The following is a 17,357-nucleotide window of genomic DNA, read 5'->3' as shown; positions in this document are numbered from 1 at the left end:
CGGCCCGTCCGAACCACCTGGTCGACCGGACGGGCCGGCCACCGCGCTTCGCGCAAGGGCAGTCACTCGGCGTGGCATCCCCCGGGTGCCCAGGACGGGCGGGGGAGAGGGTGCGACGCTGGAGTGAGGGGCCCGCGAGAAGAGGGAGGTCCGAGTGCGTCTCATCCGGTCCGGGGCCCTCTCCTTCGGCCTGGCGACCATGTCCCGGTGCCGCTCAATGGACGCGGCGCAGCATCGTGTGGTCAGTCTGTGAGCCCGCCGGCCGGGGCAGCACCGAGCGTCGCCAGGCGGCCTTACCGCGTGGATCCGTCCCGCAGGGGCCAGGTCGGCGCGACCAACCCGGAAGGCAGGTGCGTCCCATGCGCACGTCGACCCGTACCGCCGGTGCCCTCTCCGGCCTGATCCTCACCCTCGGCGGTGCGGTCCTCGCCGCTCCCGTGGTCCGGGCGGACATCCCCGCCTGCACACAGATGGCCGAACTGGCCGGTGCCACCGCTTCCGACTCCGTCACAGCGGCCTGCGGCCGTGGTGTGGTCGGAGACCTACAGGGTTGTGTGACCGGGCTGACCGGGGCAGGAGTGGCGGGCGGCGCCGCGACCGGTGCCTGCCGGGCGGCGGCCCACGAACCGCGTTAGAGGACCGCGTGCGGCAGCCGCCCGCCGGCATCGGCCGGAGGCACTGGTAGGAGGCAGGTACGGCCGTCTCCCCAACCCCCGGCCTGCCCGGACCCAACGCGACCCCGGTGGGCGGTCTCGACGCCAAGGACATCGACGTCGCCCCGCTCCTGCCGACGCACACGCGGCGTACCGATGGGCCGGTCGAGGTCGGTGACGTCATGCTTCTCCGGGGCCCGGGCAGCCACCGCCCGGGCGGCGCCCAGCCTCGCCTCGCGGGCCTCGTGCGCATGCGCGGAATCCTGGGCCTCGCCCTGGCCGCGACAGCCCTTGCCGGCGTGAGCGCCGTCGGCGCTGTCAGCGCCGGGGCCGCCTCGTCCCCGAACATCTCCCGAGACGACCGCACGGCCGCCGGCGAACAGATCGTTTCACGCCCCTACGTCCGTCACGCATGCGCGCTGCCTGACGGGACCACGCCGGCGATCACTTGACCGGCCGGCGCACGGCTGGGCAACCAGTCCGGCCGACGGGGTTCCCAGCTGCTATTGATCACCCGCCGGCATCGCCGACCGGCACGCGGCCCACGGCCCTCTCCGGGGACCTACGAGACGGTGCCGTAACAGCATGACCAAGGAGCCGGCCGGCACGGTGCACCCGCCGGTCGGCTCCGCCGTGCTCCTCGACGACCCCGGGGATGACTCCGTCGTTCGGCCCATCAAGGGCACCGGCCGCAACGCCGAAGAGGACCAAGCGGAGTCGCCCACCCTCGCGTTCCGGTACGCCTCCGTGCCCCAGGCCGCCCCGATGACGGCGGCCCCGTACCCCGGCCGACAGGCCCGGAGGAGATCCCGCATGCGCGTCTTCCTGCCCCTGACCGCCGTCACCACCGCCGCGCTCCTGCTCGTCACGGTCACCGGCGCGACTCCCGCCGCAGCAGACCGGAACCCCGACGGCACACCACTGGTCAAGGTGTCCCACGGCGACCCGTACGCGAAGTGCACCATCGGAGCGAGGTCCCCCGACAGCATCGTCTACCCGGCCACCGAGGTGGAGCCGTATCTGTCCGTCGATCCGCGCGACCCCAAGCGCGTGGTCACCGTGTTCCAGCAGGACCGCTGGAACGACGGCGGCGCCCGTGGCCTGGCGGCCGGCTGGACCACGGACGGCCGCACATTCCACCGGAGCACACTGCCGTTCAGTCTGTGCGCCCCCGGCGGCGCGGACTACGAACGGGCCTCCGACCCCTGGGTGAGCACCGGACCGGACGGCACGGTCTACGCCGGCGGGGAGGGCGTCGACTTCACGAAGAGCACGCGCAGCGCCCTCCTGGCAGTCACGTCCCGTGACGGCGGCCGGACTTGGCGAAACCTCACCACCACGCACGTCGACGAGCAGCCGTTCTTCAACGACAAGCCCTCACTCACCGCCGACCCGATCCGCAAGGGCACCGCCTACCAGGTCTGGAACCGCCTCGACAACGACCCGCCCGGCCCCGGTTCCCTCGACGGCCCCGGCTACATCTCCCTCACCCGCGACGGCGGTCGCACCTGGAGCAAGGCCCGGCCGTTCGTCGACACCAGTGGCGTGCCCAACACCCAGACCATCGGCCATCTGATCGTCGCCGACCGGCGCACCGGCACCCTGTACGACTTCTTCGACCGGATCACCTACGCCGACGACCTGAGCACCGTCGTCGAAGCCCGCTACCAGGTGGTCACCTCGACCGACGCCGGAGATACCTGGAGCGCGCCGGTCACCGTGGCCCGGGACACCTCCGTACCGGAGGTCGACCCGAACGACCCCGCCACACCGCTGCGCGCCGCGGCCACCCTGCCGAGCCCGGCCGTCGACCCCAAGACAGGCACGCTGTACATGGCTTACGAGGGCTCGGACTTCTCCGGTGGAAAGTTCGACTCCGTCCAGCTTGTGCGGTCCACCGACGGCGGACACACCTGGGGGACCCCGGAGCTGATCAGCCCCAAGGGCGTTCCGGCCTTCTCACCGTCGATCGCGGTCGCCGAGCGGGGCACGGTCGCGCTCACCTACTACGACCTGCGCTTCCTCAAGCCCGACAACACCACCACCCTGCCCACCGCCTACCAACTGGCCACGCTCCGGCACGGAAACCCGAGGCTCCGGACCGAACGACGGATCTCGCGGATCTTCGACTGGCTGCAAGCGCCGTTCGCCGGGGGCTACTTCCTCGGCGACTACCAAGGCCTGGTGGCAGACGGCAAGGGAGTACGGGCGGTGCTCACCGAGACCCACTCCGGCGCACCACAGAACCGCACGGACGTGTACACCAGCAGTCTCCGCACCCCCCGCTGACCGACGCGGACGCCGTCGGCCGGCCCGCGGCATCGTCCGCACCGTCGGAGCCCTGGTACTGCTCTTCGGATTTCCCTGCACGCGGCTTCTCAGCCTCACCATCCACGACGTGATCGTCAGCGGCGGCACCGTGGAACTCAGCATCGATGGACACAGCCTGCGTTTGCCGCCCAGAGTCGATCAACTGCTGCTTGAACAGCGGAAAGTAAGCGCGGGGCGCTGGACTGCCAACCAGACAGCCAGCACAACACCGTGGCTCTTCCCCGGCCGGGAACCCGCGCGACCCATTCGGTCCGAATACCTCGGCCTACTGCTCCGACGTCATGGCTTCGAAGGCCTCGCCAGCCGCAACAGCGCCCGTCTTGCCCTGGCCTCCGACCTGCCGGCATCCGTCCTCGCCGACCTCACCGGCGCGGGCATCAGCAACGCCACACGGTGGACCGCAAACGCGAAGCGGGACGCCGAGACTCGTTGCCCGCGCGCACCACGAAGCGTCTACTGGTCAGAGGGATCGGTGAACGAGATCGGCTTGCCGATGGCGTGGGCGTATGCGATCTCCCTGCTCGTGGACTTGCCGATATACCCGCCCGGGTTGACGACCAGAACCCGGTCAGCCAGGTCGATCTTGCGCAGATGGAGAGCGTCCAGCGCGATCTTCTGCTCGTTGGTGATCAACTCGTCTGCCTCGCCGGGCGCGACGACGATGACACCTGCGAAGGTCAGATCACGGTTCGCCGCACGCATCTCGTCCACGAACCGGGTAGAGCCGCAGATGCAGACCGATCTCAGGTCGGTCGGGCACGGCTCGGTCCTTCGGGTCGAACGGGAAACCGCCAGTTGCACGTTGACATCACAGACGGGCACACGAGCCAACAGTTAACGCAGCGAGATGGACACCACGCGGCTGCATCGTCGGAGGCGGGAGGCGTGGCCCGTGCTGCGAATGACGCTGTTCGACGCCGAAGTCCGGGGTCCACCCGGCTCACCGGCTTCCTTCGGCAACACGGCCGCATCCCTTTTCCGTGCACCTCCATCGAGTACGGTCCATGCGGCTGGTCGGCTCGCAGAGACAAGCCGGTCGAGGGCGTGTGATGCCAAGCCGTGGTCACTTTCAGCAGTCGCCTTCCGATCAGGTCGGCGGCAAACAGCTCCTCATCGTCGATCACCTGCCGATGCTCGCACGGCCTCACCAAGAGGACACGCGAATTTCTGACCGGCTGCTCTCGCCTGGCTCCGCTCCGCCGACTCGGCCGGTGAGCACGGACGAGTGAAGCCAGCCGATATCCCTTGCGCCATACATGTCGCGATTTACGGTGCCGACTCATAGCCACTGAGCTGCGAAGACTCCGTCCTGGCCTGCCGGGGCCCGGACGACGTCAGGCCCGCGGCCGGACAACCGGCGCGTGCCCGAGGACGTCGTCCGCGCCCAGCACCAGGCGATGGTCCACTCGCACCAGCGGCTGGCCGCCGAAGGCTTCGACATCATCGTGTTCGCCGACGCCCTGTACCGCCTGGAGCCGTTCCTGAAGCGGCTCTCGCAGGCCCGGGAGGCCGAACTCGGGCGCGACGGCGGCACCGGCTTGGGCGATCTGCTGCTGGTCCGCCGCTTCTTCGGCCCGGAGATCCTGCCGCTGTGGCGCTGGCGGCCCGGCTCGGACCTGGTGACCGGCCGGGACCGCCTCGCGGAGATCCGCCTCGGACAGCAGTACCTCACCCTGGCGTACCGCGACGACGTCGACGGCCAGGGCGACTTCGGCTTCGACATCCTGCTGCCCTGCCCTGTCGACCCGGAGTGCGCCGGCCAGGCGTGGGCCCCGGTCTACTCGGTCACCGACCTGCACAAGGCGCTGATCGGTGCCATGGACAACGCCCCGGACATCGCCTGCTGCGCAGATGACTGGAGTCGGGTGCACTGAGCACGGCCTCCGCTCGCGGGCCGCTGGGCCTGGCGGCTGCTCAGTCGGGTGGTACGGCTGGGTCGATGATCCGATACCCCACGCCGGGTGTGGTGGCGATGACCGGGGGGTCGCCGAGTTTGCGGCGCAGGCGGCTGATGGTCACCGTGACGGTGTTGGTGAACGGGTCGGCGTGTTCGTCCCAGACCTGTTCGAGGAGGTCCTCCGCGCTGAGGAAAGCGGGGCTCGCGTTCAGGAGGGCTTCGAGTACCGCGAATTCCTTGACAGAGAGGTCGAGTTGGTGGCCGTCGCGGCTGGCGGTGCGACGCATCGGGTCGAGTTCGATGCCCGCCGCGTTCAGGGTGCGGGACCGGGCGGCGGGGCGGCGGCGGGCCAGGGCGCGGATGCGCAGGACGAGTTCGGGAAAGTGGAAGGGCTTGGCGAGGTAGTCGTCGGCGCCCAGGGTCAGGCCGCTGACGCGGTCGCCGGGTGAGTCGGCGGCGGTCAGCATCAGGACCATCACGCGGCCGTCCCGCTCGGTGATCATCTGGCAGAGGGTGTCGCCGTGGATGCCTGGCAGGTCGCGGTCGAGTACGACGACGTCGTACGCGTTGACGTCCAGCTTGGCCGCGGCGTCGAGCCCGTCATGGGCCATGTCCACGGCCATGCCCTGGTCGCGCAGTCCCTCGGCGATGACTTCGGCGAGGGGGCGGGCGTCCTCGACCACCAGGACTCTCAACGCGTCACGCCCGTCTCCGTGCCGGGGGCTTGCGCCGTCGCCCTGCCGTCCGTACGCGGGAGGGTGATGGTGACGCGCAGGCCGCCGTCGGGGCGGGCGCGCAGTTCCAGGGTGCCGTGGTGGGCCTGGGTGATGGCCGCGACGATGGAGAGGCCGAGGCCGCTGCCCTGGCCGGTGCCGGTCCGGTCGGCGCCAAGGCGGCGGAAAGGCTGCGCGAGGTCCGCCACCCGCCGCTGGCTGAGGACCGGTCCGCTGGACTCGACGACGAGGGACACTGTGTCCGCGGGGTCTCCTTCGGCCCGTACAGCGACGCTGATCCAGCCCCCGGGTTCGTTGTGTGCGATCGCGTTGTCGACCACGTTGTCGGCCATGCGATGCAGCAGCGTCTGGCTGCCCCACACCCACGCGGAGTCGTCGATCCGGTTTTCGCGCACGGTCAGGCCCTTGGCCGCGATGTCCTTCGCCCGTCCGGTCAGGGCGGTCAGCGCGATTTGGCCGAGGGCGAGGGGCGCCGAGTCGGTGAATTCGCCGTGCTGGGTGCGAGCCAGGACGAGGAAGCTCTCCAGCAGGCGGTCCACCCGGTCGAGTTCGGCGCGCATCCGGGCGGCCAGCGTGGCCGTGGTCTCGGGTACTGGGCCCGGCTTGGCGAGAGCCACGTCCAGGGAGGCCCGCATCGTGGTGAGTGGGGTGCGCAGCTCGTGGGAGGCGTTGGCGACGAAGAGGCGCTGGGCGTCGAAGGAGCCCTCCAGGCGGCCGAGGAGGTCGTCGATGGTGTCGGCGAGGTCTTTCACCTCGTCGCCGGGGCCGCCGATGGCCAGGCGTTCGTGCAGGCTGTCGGCGGTGATCCGGCGGGTGGCCGCTGTCATCACGCGCAGCGGGCGCAGCACCCGGCCGGCGACGAACCAGCCGAGGCCGACCGAGATCACCGCCATGACGCCGAGGGCGATGGCGGAGCCGATCAGGATCTGCTGGGACTGGGTGGCGTGCGCCTGGGCCAGCTGCTGCTCCAGGTCGTCGATGCGGCCTTGGGCCTGTGCCGCCGTGGCGGGCTGATCGGTGCCGCCGTCGGGGGCGGTCTGGCTGTCCCTCGATCCTCCGGACGCCACCACGGCTGCGATGGCGAGCAGCGCCGTCCCCGACAGCAGGAACAGAGTCACGTACAAGGCGGTGAAGCGGGTGCGGGCAGTGCCACGGCGCAGGCTGAGCCGGGCGGTCAGGCCCGCGAGCCGTCGGGGCGGACCCCATTCCATCCGCATGCTCCCCCCTCGCCACCGCACCAGGACACGTACCAGGCCAGGCTAAGCCGAGGCGCCTAACAGCGACATGACAGCGGCCGTTCGGTCCCTGTAACCCGCTCCGTCGCAGGGTGGGGCCCATGAGCGATGAGAGTACGAAGGCGACGATCGAGGTCATCGGTCTGCGTAAACGTTTCGGGCCACAGCTGGCTCTGGACGGGATGACGTTCACCGTGCGGCCCGGACGGGTGACCGGCTTCGTCGGCCCGAACGGCGCGGGCAAGTCCACCACCATGCGCGTGATCCTGGGCCTTGACGCGGCTGAGGAGGGAGAGGCCCTGGTCGACGGGGTGCCGTACCGCACCCTGCGTCGCCCGCTTCGGCATCTGGGGGCGCTGCTCGACGCCTCCGCGCTGCAGCCGAGCCGCACCGCCCGTAACCACCTGCTGTGGCTGGCTCACTCACAGGGCGTGCCGGCCCGGCGGGTGGATGAGGTCATCGATCAGGTCGGCCTGGGCCCGGCGGCTCGGCGCAAGGCCGGCGGCTTCTCTCTGGGCATGCGCCAGCGCCTGGGGATCGCGGCGGCGCTGCTCGGTGACCCGCCGGTCGTCATGCTGGACGAGCCGTTCAACGGCCTCGACCCCGACGGCATCGTGTGGATGCGCGGCTTCCTGTCGTCGCTGGCACGGCAGGGCCGCGCCGTCCTGGTCTCCAGTCACCTGATGAGCGAACTCGAAGACACCGCGGACCATCTCGTAGTGATCGGCCGCGGCCGGGTCGTCGCGGACACCTCCGTGTCCGAGCTGCTTGCCGAGGCGTCCGGTGGCCGGGTCACTCTGCGTACCTCCGCGCTTCCGCGCGCCGGCCAGGTGCTGCACGGCGCGGGCGCCACAGTTCTCGCCACCGGCCCCGACACCCTCGGCGTCACGGGCCTGCCCGACGAGGAGATCGTGGCCCTGCTCGCCCGGAACGGGGTGCCGTTCTCCCAGGTGTCCGCGTACCGGGCGACGCTCGAAGAGGCGTACATGGAGCTCACCCGGGACGCGGTGGAGTATCGGGGCATCCCGGCGGGGGAGGCCACGCGATGACCGCCACCCTCACCCCTCGCCCCCCGGCCACGAGGCGCGCTGAGCGGGGCGGGTTCCTCAGGACGCTGCACGCCGAGTGGACGAAGTTCCGTACGGTACGCGGCTGGGTCCTCGCCATGGCGGGGGCGCTCCTGGTGACGATCGTGGTCGGTCTGCTCGGCACGGCCGCCCCCGCCCCCGGCGGTCGAGGCGCCGACTCCGCCTCGTACCCGGAGGGCCCCGGCGGCGAGGCCGTCAACGACAGCTTCTACTTCGTCCACAAGACGCTCACCGGCGAAGGTACCCTCACCGTTCCCCTGCGGTCGCTGGCCGGCGTGGTCGACGCCGGGACCGGCAAGACGGCCCAGGGCGCCCAGCCCTGGGCGAAGGCCGGGATCATCGTGAAGGAAAGCCTCACCCAGGGATCCCCGTACGCGGCGGTCATGGCCACCGGCGGCCACGGCGTGCGCATGCAGTACGACTACACGCACGACACGGCGGGCCCTTCCGGCCAGGTCTCCCAGGAGTCCCCGCGCTGGCTGCGCCTGGTCCGCTCCGGTGACAGTCTCACCGGTTCCACCTCCACCGACGGCTCCCACTGGACCAAGGTCGGCTCTGCGCAGCTGCCGGGGCTTGCGCGCACCGTGCGGGCCGGGCTCTTCGCGACGTCGCCGGAGGCGAAGCAGGACACCGCGGCGGGCACGGGCTTCAGCCCCGCCGTGGCCACCGGCACCTTCGACCGCCCTGTCCTCACCGGCGGCTGGTCCCAGGGCGCGTGGAGCGGCACACAGGTGGGCGGCGACGCGGGCACCTCCGGCAGCTACACGAACACCACCAAGGGCGGCTTCACCCAGACCGACGGCGGCGGGTTCACCGTGACCGGGGCCGGTGACATCGCACCGGTCGTCGGCGGGCCCGTCATGGGCGTCGGATTCTCCGTCGAGAACTTCCTCGTCGGCACCTTCGCCGGGCTGATCGTGGTGATCGCCGTGGGCACGGTGTTCATCACCGGCGAGTACCGGCGCGGTCTGCTGCGTACCACCGTGGCGGCAACTCCCCCGCGGGGCCGGGTGCTTGGTGCCAAGGCGCTGGTGGCAGGGGGCGTCGCGTGCGCCATCGGCCTGGTGGCCGCCGCGATCACCATTCCCATCGGGGAACACAGTGCGCGCGGCAGGGGCTTCCATGTCTTCCCCGTCACGTCGGCGACCGACGTGCGCGTCATGGTCGGCACCGGCCTGCTCTGCGTGGCCGCCGCCGTGCTCGCTCTCGGCGTCGGTGCCCTGCTGCGGCGCAGCGGCGCGGCTGTCGCCCTGGTCATCGCGTCGATCGTGCTGCCCTTCCTGCTTGCCACCTCCGGCGTACTGCCCCCGGGCGCCTCGGAGTGGCTGCTGCGGGTGACCCCGGCTGCGGGCTTCGCCATCCAGCAGACCCTGCCGCGGTACGCGCAGGTGCTCAGCGTGTACGAGCCGTCGACCGGCTACTACCCGCTGGCGCCCTGGGCCGGCCTCGCCGTCCTGTGCGGATACGCGGCGCTCGCCTTCGGTCTGGCCGTGGTGCGGCTGCGCGGGAGGGACGTATGAGTGTCCTGAGCGGTGCACGACTCACGAGCACGGCGAACGGCGCGTGGCGAGGGGACTTCGGCCGCGCCCTGCGCGCGGAGTGGACGAAGCTGCGCACCGCGGGGGAAATGGGCAGGTTGCTCCTGCTCGCCGTCGGGCTGACCGTGGCCGTCGGCGGCGGCACCGCCAAGGCCGTGAAGTGCCCGGACGCGGGGTGCGGCCAGGACGCCGTCAAGCTCGCCCTGACCGGCGTCACCGTGGGGCAGGCGGTCATCGCCGTCTTCGCGGTGCTGGCCGTCAGCGGCGAGTACGGCACCGGGATGATCCACACCACGCTCACGGCGGTGCCGAACCGGATCACCGTCCTCACCACCAAGGCGACGGTCCTCACCACGGTCATCCTGGCCTCCGGGACGGCTGCCGTCCTGGCCTCCCTCCTCGTCGGCCGCTCCATCCTGCCCGGCAACGGATTCACCGAGGCGCACGGCTATGCCCCGCTGTCCCTGGCCGACGGCCCGACCCTGCGCGCGGCCGTCGGCTCGGTCCTCTACCTCGTCCTGATCGCCCTGCTCGGCCTCGGCGTGGCGACGGCGGTACGGGAGGCGGCGACCGCCATCGGGATCGTGCTCGGGCTGCTCTACCTCTTCCCGGTCGTCACCCAGGTGGTCAACGACCCGGAGTGGCAGCGCCACCTCCAGCAGATCTCGCCCATGACCGCCGGACTCGCGGTCCAAGCCACCGTCCATCTGCACGAGTTGCCCATCGGCCCGTGGGCCGGCCTGGGCGTGCTCGCGGCGTGGGCCGCGGCTGCGCTGCTGGTCGGCAGCCTGCTGCTGCACAGGCGCGACGCGTAGCCGAATCGAGCCGACCGCGAGCGCGGTGGCTTCGGGCCCGACGACGCTGGAACGGACCGATAGCAGGTAGGCGACGACCACCCCGGCTCTCTGCACCGCTCCCCCTTCAGGTAGCGGTGCGGGGAGGTCTTGGGATGCCGGTCTTGACGCTGATCTCCCCGTAGCCGGCGCCTTGGCCCTGGAGCAGACCAGTGGACCACCGACCCCGCTCACTCCGAGCTACTTGTCCCTCTGCCGTAGCTACCCCAGCGCACATGTCCGGATCTTGCCCTCGCTGCCGATGACTCGGCGGTACGGTGCGTCTGCTGCGGTCGCCGCGCTGTGCACCGAGCAAAGTGCCGATGGAGACGCGGGCAGGAACAGCGCAGCGTCGGAATACCGCCTCTCCCTCGTGTCGGGTCCGTGGTGAAACCGCAGACTGCTTGTGAACATCGCGTTTCCCTTCTGTGCCCTTCACCACAGCTTTGCCGCAAAGAGATGAAGCCGAGGGCCGTGATATGGCCGGTGGGAGCACTGATTGGTGACCCCGCATCCACCCGCAGGGGGTTGAGCAGCCTCGATTCAGTGGCCAGAAGCCTGTGCATGGACGGCTCTATGATCGCCAATGAACTGTTCGCTTCGCGCCCGTCCCTCTGCCGTAGGCGATTCTTGGCGACCGCGAACGCGAGCAGCTGAGCGGGCCGTGTGACGGCAACGCATGTGGAGAAAGGTGAACTCAATGGCTCTCAGGTTGCTCCGACGTCGGCATTCCCGCGGCGCCTCTGGTGCCGTGCCAAGCCTCTCGGTCCCCCTGCCGTCCGGTGCCGGGGCGTTCGGCCTCATGGTCGTAGATCCCACGGGGCAGCCCATGGGCGGAGCCGAGGTCACGGTGACCGCGCGCGACAGCCACCGGGTGGCCACGCGGGGCACCACGGATCCCCACGGTTACTTCATGGCGACACTGTCACCGGGCTCCTACAGCGTGCTGACCGTGGCCGAGGGTCTGTCACCCGCCCGCGAGGAACTGGACATCGCCCCCGGGGTGGCGCTGCCCCCGAGGCACATCGCGCTCGAACCCGCCCGGCAGCTGGAACTCCCGACAGCCGGAACCTGGCTGTTCGACCCTCCGCACACCGCCATCCGGTTCATAGCCAAGCACGTGGGCATGGCCCACGTCCACGGGCGCTTCACCCGTTTCGAGGGCGGGATCCGTGTCGCACCGAACATGACCGACTCACACGTTTCGGTGCGCATCGACGCCTCCAGCATCTCCACCGGCAACAACACGCGTGACAATCACCTTCGTTCCGCCGATTTCCTGGACGTCGAACGCTTCCCCTACATCGACTTCACCAGCACCCGATTCGCTTACCGTGGCGGCTCCAAGTGGACCCTGCACGGCACACTCACCATGCACGGCACCAGCCGTTCCGTCGGACTCGACACGACCTACCTCGGTACGGTCAACGGAGGCTACGAGCAGGAACTGCGCTGCGCGGCCCTCGCGAAGGCGGAGCTCCACCGGGAGGACTTCACACTCAACTGGCGCTCCATGCTGGCCCGTGGCATCGCCGTCGTCGGCCCGACCGTCCAACTGGAGCTGGACGTACAGGCGATGTACCACACCCACGACACGCCCACGCCGCCGAAGTAGGACCGCACAGGGAGACGCATGACGCGGACTGCGGTCCGACAGAGGTCTCCCAGGGGTTCACGGTGTGCTGACGCGGCCCGTCCGGCAGCGCACCCCACATCATGCTGATCTTGTACAGCTTCGCAGTGGACCGCATGGAGACCGGACGAGACCACCCATCTCGCCGGGCAGTGCCGGCGAAGCCGTGATAGCACGGAGCGGTCCGATGGAAAGGGCTCACGAACATGGGAATCTTCAGTCGCCGCCAGAGCGCTGTCATCGACCCGACCACGGCTGTCGGCACCGGCACCTCCGAAACGGCGGACGAGCCCCGAAGTGTCCCGCTCGACCCGGCATTTCAGGCACTGACCGGGCTGTGGACCATCGACCGCTCCCACAGCCGCGTCGGATTCTCCGTCAGGCACGCCATGGTGACCACGGTCCGGGGGGCTTTCACCGACTACGACAGCACGTTGTACCTCGACGGAGCCCGGCCCTCCGAGTCGCGGGCCGAGCTCGTCGTCCGGGTCGCCAGCGTCGACACGGGCGTGGAGCAAAGGGACGCGCACATCGTCGGCCCCGACTTCTTCGACGCGCGTCGCTACCCGGAAATGATCTTCCGCTCCACCTCCACCAGCCACGAAGGCGGTGGGAGCTTCCGTATGACCGGGGACCTGACCATCCGCGACATCACCCGGCCCGTCCACCTGCAACTCGACTACCTCGGGTCGGTCCTGGATCCGTTCGGCTACGAGCGAGCCGGCTTCGACGGCACCACCACCATCGACCGCACCGAATGGGGTCTGGCCTACAACCAGCGCCTCAAGACGGGCGGCACCATGGTGAGCGAGAAGGTCCGACTACAGTTCGACATCTCCGCGATCCGGTCTGCGTCATAGAGGAGCGCCGGTGTGCCGTCCGGCCCATCGGCCGGCTCGTAGACCCCCCTTTTTGAGCCTGCGACCACACTCAAGCCGCTCAGTCATCATGCTCGGAGTTCGGCTGCTGCGGGGACCTTGATGCTTCGAAGGCCTCCCAGTCGATTCTGCTGATGATCCATGCCGGAACCGTCCAGAGGCCGTGGGATCCCAGGACATCGGGTCCTGAAACCCCCACCTGGTAGGCGTCAGGCCCTTGGACGCCGTCGCGGTGGCCGCCCCACCAGGGGCCCGAGTCGTAGTCGCAGCTCACCTCCAGCAGGTCGAGGCTGTCATCGGCTCCGTCATGCTCGATGGCAAGCTCCAGCTCCCAGGCGCCGTCCCTGGGAGTCAGCGTGGTACTGACCCGACTCGGGACTCCTTGGATCCGGGTGGAGAGTTCTGAGGAATCCGAGGAGAGGAGCGGCGCCACTTCGAGTTCGAGGCCCGGCACCCAGGTCAGCGCCTCATCCAGCCGGTGAAGGGCGTCGCTGTCGTCGTCGTAGGCGCTCTTGATCAGCGTGGCCTCGGCCTCGGCCTCGGCCTCCACAGCGGTGATCAACCCGTCGGTGAAGTGGAAGCTGAGCTCAGCCCGGACCAGGATGTTGTCGTAGTGCAGGACCGACACTTCCGGATCACCGCCGTTGTACAGCGTCTGTACCGTCGCTTCGCCCTCCGCCAGGAAGTAGGCCGTGGCGTAGGCGGTCACGTGATCGGCGGATCCGAGGTCGTCGGGGCGCCGCGTGTGCGCCGGCTCCTTCCGAGCGGAGTCGTCGGACACGTCGTCCCCGATGCTCACCTCGCCCACTCCGGCGAGGGCCAACAGGCGCGTCACGCTGGCTCCGTAGACGCTGAGGCTGCTGCCGTCACCGTCGGTGCTGTGGGTGATCGCGGATTCCAACCCCGTGATGTGGCCGATGTCGAAGCCCGTGCCGTCACTGTCGAAGGTGTTTGCGGGCAGCCGGCTCACGAGGTGGCGAGCGATGGCCGCTTGCGCGTGTCCGTCGTCCACGGTGACGTCGAACAAGGTCGCCCGCAGTTTGTCCAGCGTGCGTATCAGCGGCATGGGCCTGCCCCATGCCTTGAACGCCGCGTCGATGTCCTTGTCCGCTCCGACGATGAGGATCTTCTCCGGCGGGGCGAGGTCCAGTACGTCGCGCAGCCACGCGCTGTCGCTTGCTCCCGTCTTGACCGCGGATCCGGGTTTCTCCGGGGTGCCACCCTTGGTCTTGGCCGGCTTGCGTTGAAGGACCTGGTCCTTCAGACCTTCGACAGCGCTGCCGCCCGTCAGCTCGACGATCCTCACATGCGGTATCGCACTCAAGTTGGCCAGAACCGCGTCGATGACAGCTTCTCTGCTGTCGTACGGCGGCGTGGGCACAGCGACCGGGATGCCGGCCCGGTTCATCCGGTCGCGCTCCTGCCTGGCGGCGTTCTTGACGGCTTCCCAGTCGCGGGAGACGTGCTCCGCCCACTCCCAGGCCACGGGCTCGGGTACCCAGGTCTCGATGCCGATGCCGGCGAGGCGGCCGGCAAGCCTAGTGAGCTGCTGCACGTTCGGTCGGGCTACGCCGTAGGCGTTGGCGTCGAAAACAACGGCTCGGATGCGCTCACGCGCCGACACGGTCAGCCGGAGCGAGGGGTCCTCTGGGGGTCTTTGGGCTGCGCACATGACGGAATCGTCTCAGACCGCCGATCGACTCGGGGCGACTCATCACAGGGGAGCAACAGGAACTGGAAGGAAGAGCCCCCGTGTCGGCCCCGGAGGTCCCTCCCGCGACACGGACGAGGCGGTCCGGCGGCCGGCCTGTCCGTCCGGTCCGCGGTGACGGGCCGGCCGGCCGGCGCTCACCCGCTCCCGGGGCCGGTGGCCCCCGCGGCGGCCCGCCACGCGCTCACCCGCCCCGGAACCGATGACCCCGCACCGGTCCGTCACCCCTCTCGGGTGTCAGCGCCAGCCGAGTTCCGGTGCCACATGGGTCAGAATGCTGTCGATGACGTGCGCGTTGTAGTCGACGCCGAGCTGGTTGGGCACGGTGAGCAGCAGGGTGTCGGCGGCGGCGACGGCCTCGTCCTGTGCGAGCTGTTTGACAAGTACGTCGGGCTCGGCGGCGTAGGACCGGCCGAAGATGCTGCGGGTGTCGGGGTCGATGTAGCCGATCTGGTCCTTCGAGGCGCGCTCCTGGCCGAAGTAGGCGCGGTCCCGGTCGTCGACGAGCGCGAAGATGCTGCGGCTGACCGACACCCGTGGCTCGCGGGTGTGGCCCGCGGCCCGCCACGCCTCCCGGTACGCCTCGATCTGCTTGCGCTGCTGGACGTGCAGCGGTTCGCCGCTCTCGTCGTCCTTGAGCGTCGAGCTCTGGAGGTTCATCCCCAGCTCGGCGGCCCACACCGCGGTCGCGTTGGAGCCGGACCCCCACCAGATGCGGTCGCGCAGGCCCTCGGAGTACGGCTCTACGCGCAGCAGCCCCGGCGGGTTGGCGAACATGGGACTGGGGTTGGGCTGCGCTATGCCCTCGCCCTTGAGCACGTCGAGCAGGGTCTCCGTGTGCGCGCGTGCCATGTCGGCGTCGGTGCCGTCCTTCGGCGGCCGGTAACCGAAGTACCGCCAGCCGTCGATCGCCTGCTCCGGGGAGCCCCGGCTGATGCCCAGTTGCAGGCGGCCTCCGGAGATGAGGTCCGCGGCCCCGGCGTCCTCGGCCATGTACAAGGGGTTCTCGTAGCGCATGTCGATCACACCGGTGCCGATCTCGATCCGGGTGGTGCGTGCGCCGATGGCCGCGAGCAGCGGGAAGGGGGAGGCGTGCTGCCGCGCGAAGTGGTGGACCCGGAAGTAGGCGCCGTCGGCTCCCAGCTCCTCCGCCGCGACCGCGAGGTCGATCGCCTGGAGCAGGGAGTCCGACGCGGAGCGGGTCTGGGAGTGCGGTGACGGCGTCCAGTGCCCGAAGGACAGGAACCCGATCTTTTTCATGTTTCCTTCAACGATGAGGGGCTCGGTTCATTCCGCGTGTGCGCGGAGCACCGGGAACGAGGTCACCCGAGCGGTGCCTCGCACGCCCCGTGCACCGGCGCTATTGCGGGCTGATCTTCTCGATGACCGTGTCGGTGATCTCCGCCAGCAGAACGATCTGGCCGGGCGTGAGGTGGTCGAGGAACAGACGGCGGACGTCTTCGACGTGCCGCGGCGCGGCTGCCTCTATGGCCGCGCGGCCGGTCGCGGTGACCGTGACGTAGGCCCCCCGCCCGTCGTCGGCGCAGTCCTCACGCGTGAGGAGACCGCGCTTGACCATGCGCGACAGGTGGTGCGACACCCTGCTCTTCTCCCACCCCAGTACCTTGGCGAGCTCCATCACGCGCAGGTGGTCGTCCGGGGCGCGGGTGAGCTCGGCGAGTACGGTGTAGTCGGTCGCGGACAGCCCGAATTCGCTTTGCATGGACCGGCCGGCTTGATTGACCAGAAGATCGTGCATGCGCAGGAGTCCGCGCCATGCTCGTCCCTCGTCAGGGGAGAGCCAACGGGGTTCTTCAGTCATGGGACCATGATAGGAAAAGGTTGACGCTTCAGTCACCTTTCGCGGCGTTCCGCGTCGGCGGCCGGTCAGCGGGCCAGAGGTGTGAGCTCCCGCCACTGTGCCCGCGGCAGTCCCGGGTCGGCGCTGATGGCGTGGAGGGCGACGTGGGTGGCGCCCGCGTCGAGGTGTGCCTTGACGCGCTCGTCGACGGCGTCGACGCTGCCCCAGGCGACGACGGAGTCGATGAGGCGGTCGCTGCCGCCGCCCGCGAGGTCGTCCTCCGAGAAGCCCTGGCGCAGCAGACTCTTCGCGTAGTGCCCCATGCCGATGAAGGGGGCGAGGAACCCCCGCGCGGTGGCCCGGGCGCTGTCCGGACGGGGATCGACGACGACGGCCTGGTAGGGCGCGAGGAGGGGGCCGGGTCCGAGGACGGCCCGTGCGCCGGCGGTGAAGTCGGGGGTGACGAGGAAGGGATGGGTGCCGGCGCTGCGACGGGCGGCGAGCTCGGTGAGCTTGGGGCCCATGGCGGCTACGAGTCGCTCGTCGGCGGGTACCGGCTCGGGGGCTTGGTCGAGACGGTCGAGGTAGGTGCCGAGGGCGGCCAGGGGACGGTACGTCCCGCCGGCGTGCTGGGCGGCTGCGGCGTCGCTGACGCCGAGGCCGAGGAGGACGCGGTGGCCGTACTCCTTGCGGAGCCGGGCGTGCCCGGCGGCCATCTCCTCGGCGGGGTGGCGCCAGATGCTCAGCACGCCGGTCGCGACCGTGGTGTTCCTGGTGGCGGCCAGGAGCCGTTCGGTGTCGCCGAGGATGTCACCCCCGCCGAGACCGGGGATCCACAGGGCTCCCCAGCCGTGGGAATCGAGCTCGGCCGCGGCGTCGGCGATCTCTCCGCTGTCGCCGTGCAGGCGCAGTTCCGGACTCCAGATGCCTGTGGTGCCGATGTGCATGACGGTGTTCCTCCGGTACGGGGGTGGGTGCGTTGGTGGTGGTCAGACTTGGTTGGCGCCGCCGTCGATGAAGATTTC

Annotated in this window: 15 protein-coding genes and 1 pseudogene; 9 read left to right on the top strand and 7 right to left on the bottom strand. The window is 70.1% G+C overall.

The window, feature by feature from the left end:
- Positions 1 to 359 precede the first annotated feature (359 nt).
- From IE273_RS39170 to IE273_RS39155, 3 genes are all read left to right on the top strand, one after another.
- Positions 360 to 635 (top strand): hypothetical protein, encoded by a 276-nt coding sequence (locus IE273_RS39170; protein ID WP_189819895.1) that lies wholly within the window; start codon positions 360 to 362, stop codon positions 633 to 635.
- 107 nt (positions 636 to 742) lie between these two features.
- A complete protein-coding gene (locus IE273_RS44235) occupies positions 743 to 1,105 on the top strand; it encodes a hypothetical protein (protein WP_229888011.1) in 363 nt (120 codons plus the stop codon).
- A 133-nt stretch (positions 1,106 to 1,238) separates the two neighbouring features.
- A complete protein-coding gene (locus IE273_RS39155) occupies positions 1,239 to 2,942 on the top strand; it encodes a sialidase family protein (protein WP_229888010.1) in 1,704 nt (567 codons plus the stop codon).
- A 495-nt stretch (positions 2,943 to 3,437) separates the two neighbouring features.
- On the opposite strand, the gene IE273_RS39150 is transcribed toward IE273_RS39155, so the two are convergent.
- Positions 3,438 to 3,695 carry a hypothetical protein gene (locus IE273_RS39150; RefSeq protein ID WP_444545934.1) on the bottom strand — a complete coding sequence of 86 codons (258 nt, stop codon included), beginning with the start codon at positions 3,693 to 3,695 and terminating at the stop codon, positions 3,438 to 3,440.
- Positions 3,696 to 4,324: 629 nt separating this feature from the next.
- On the opposite strand from IE273_RS39150, the pseudogene IE273_RS39145 reads away from it, so the two are divergent.
- Positions 4,325 to 4,828, top strand: a pseudogene (locus IE273_RS39145) (ATP-binding protein); the annotation flags it as partial.
- A 70-nt stretch (positions 4,829 to 4,898) separates the two neighbouring features.
- Here IE273_RS39145 and IE273_RS39140 read toward each other — a convergent pair.
- Positions 4,899 to 5,576: a response regulator transcription factor gene (locus IE273_RS39140; RefSeq protein WP_189819893.1), complete on the bottom strand. Its 678-nt coding sequence runs from the start codon at positions 5,574 to 5,576 to the stop codon at positions 4,899 to 4,901.
- Entirely contained in the window at positions 5,573 to 6,832 is a 1,260-nt protein-coding gene (locus IE273_RS39135) for a sensor histidine kinase (protein WP_229888009.1), read from the bottom strand. Before IE273_RS39135 ends, IE273_RS39140 begins: the two co-directional genes overlap by 4 nt.
- A 119-nt stretch (positions 6,833 to 6,951) precedes the next feature.
- Here IE273_RS39135 and IE273_RS39130 point away from each other — a divergent pair, with 119 nt between their 5' ends.
- The 5 genes from IE273_RS39130 (at position 6,952) to IE273_RS39110 (ending at position 12,802) form a co-directional block, all read left to right on the top strand.
- Complete coding sequence (locus IE273_RS39130; RefSeq protein WP_189819892.1) at positions 6,952 to 7,899, top strand: ABC transporter ATP-binding protein; 948 nt, start codon at positions 6,952 to 6,954, stop codon at positions 7,897 to 7,899.
- On the top strand, positions 7,896 to 9,458 hold the full coding sequence (locus IE273_RS39125) for an ABC transporter permease subunit (RefSeq protein ID WP_189819891.1): 1,563 nt from the start codon (positions 7,896 to 7,898) through the stop codon (positions 9,456 to 9,458). The genes IE273_RS39130 and IE273_RS39125 overlap by 4 nt, the downstream gene beginning before the upstream one ends.
- Positions 9,455 to 10,291 (top strand): ABC transporter permease subunit, encoded by an 837-nt coding sequence (locus IE273_RS39120; RefSeq protein ID WP_229888008.1) that lies wholly within the window; start codon positions 9,455 to 9,457, stop codon positions 10,289 to 10,291. Before IE273_RS39125 ends, IE273_RS39120 begins: the two co-directional genes overlap by 4 nt.
- A 718-nt stretch (positions 10,292 to 11,009) precedes the next feature.
- Positions 11,010 to 11,924, top strand: coding sequence for a YceI family protein (locus IE273_RS39115; RefSeq protein WP_189819890.1), 915 nt, complete (start codon positions 11,010 to 11,012; stop codon positions 11,922 to 11,924).
- Positions 11,925 to 12,148: 224 nt separating this feature from the next.
- On the top strand, positions 12,149 to 12,802 hold the full coding sequence (locus tag IE273_RS39110; RefSeq protein WP_189819889.1) for a YceI family protein: 654 nt from the start codon (positions 12,149 to 12,151) through the stop codon (positions 12,800 to 12,802).
- 79 nt (positions 12,803 to 12,881) lie between these two features.
- Here IE273_RS39110 and IE273_RS39105 read toward each other — a convergent pair whose 3' ends face one another.
- The 4 genes from IE273_RS39105 to IE273_RS39090 all read right to left on the bottom strand — a co-directional run bounded on the left by IE273_RS39105 (position 12,882) and on the right by IE273_RS39090 (position 17,279).
- Entirely contained in the window at positions 12,882 to 14,492 is a 1,611-nt protein-coding gene (locus tag IE273_RS39105; RefSeq protein WP_229888006.1) for a hypothetical protein, read from the bottom strand.
- A gap of 276 nt (positions 14,493 to 14,768) precedes the next feature.
- Positions 14,769 to 15,791 carry an LLM class flavin-dependent oxidoreductase gene (locus IE273_RS39100; protein WP_189819888.1) on the bottom strand — a complete coding sequence of 341 codons (1,023 nt, stop codon included), beginning with the start codon at positions 15,789 to 15,791 and terminating at the stop codon, positions 14,769 to 14,771.
- A gap of 100 nt (positions 15,792 to 15,891) precedes the next feature.
- Complete coding sequence (locus IE273_RS39095) at positions 15,892 to 16,290, bottom strand: MarR family winged helix-turn-helix transcriptional regulator (RefSeq protein WP_189819926.1); 399 nt, start codon at positions 16,288 to 16,290, stop codon at positions 15,892 to 15,894.
- Positions 16,291 to 16,418: 128 nt separating this feature from the next.
- A complete protein-coding gene (locus IE273_RS39090) occupies positions 16,419 to 17,279 on the bottom strand; it encodes a TIGR03620 family F420-dependent LLM class oxidoreductase (RefSeq protein ID WP_189819887.1) in 861 nt (286 codons plus the stop codon).
- Positions 17,280 to 17,357 lie beyond the last annotated feature (78 nt).

It is taken from the genome of Streptomyces olivaceoviridis, from assembly GCF_014650115.1.
GTDB classification, from domain to species: Bacteria; Actinomycetota; Actinomycetes; order Streptomycetales; family Streptomycetaceae; genus Streptomyces; species Streptomyces olivaceoviridis.
The sequence above is the reverse complement of the archived record's forward strand: the minus strand, read 5'-3'. Positions and strand labels throughout refer to the sequence as shown.

Excerpts from the sequence above, each read along its gene's own strand:
- IE273_RS39110 (WP_189819889.1), top strand. The coding sequence starts at position 12,149 with ATGGGAATCTTCAGTCGCCGCCAGAGCGCTGTCATCGACCCGACCACG.
- IE273_RS39170 (WP_189819895.1), top strand. The coding sequence starts at position 360 with ATGCGCACGTCGACCCGTACCGCCGGTGCCCTCTCCGGCCTGATCCTC.
- IE273_RS39135 (WP_229888009.1), bottom strand. The coding sequence starts at position 6,832 with ATGCGGATGGAATGGGGTCCGCCCCGACGGCTCGCGGGCCTGACCGCC.
- IE273_RS39120 (WP_229888008.1), top strand. The coding sequence starts at position 9,455 with ATGAGTGTCCTGAGCGGTGCACGACTCACGAGCACGGCGAACGGCGCG.
- IE273_RS39155 (WP_229888010.1), top strand. The coding sequence starts at position 1,239 with ATGACCAAGGAGCCGGCCGGCACGGTGCACCCGCCGGTCGGCTCCGCC.
- IE273_RS39090 (WP_189819887.1), bottom strand. The coding sequence starts at position 17,279 with ATGCACATCGGCACCACAGGCATCTGGAGTCCGGAACTGCGCCTGCAC.
- IE273_RS39125 (WP_189819891.1), top strand. The coding sequence starts at position 7,896 with ATGACCGCCACCCTCACCCCTCGCCCCCCGGCCACGAGGCGCGCTGAG.
- IE273_RS39105 (WP_229888006.1), bottom strand. The coding sequence starts at position 14,492 with ATGTGCGCAGCCCAAAGACCCCCAGAGGACCCCTCGCTCCGGCTGACC.
- IE273_RS39100 (WP_189819888.1), bottom strand. The coding sequence starts at position 15,791 with ATGAAAAAGATCGGGTTCCTGTCCTTCGGGCACTGGACGCCGTCACCG.
- IE273_RS39095 (WP_189819926.1), bottom strand. The coding sequence starts at position 16,290 with ATGCACGATCTTCTGGTCAATCAAGCCGGCCGGTCCATGCAAAGCGAA.
- IE273_RS39115 (WP_189819890.1), top strand. The coding sequence starts at position 11,010 with ATGGCTCTCAGGTTGCTCCGACGTCGGCATTCCCGCGGCGCCTCTGGT.
- IE273_RS39130 (WP_189819892.1), top strand. The coding sequence starts at position 6,952 with ATGAGCGATGAGAGTACGAAGGCGACGATCGAGGTCATCGGTCTGCGT.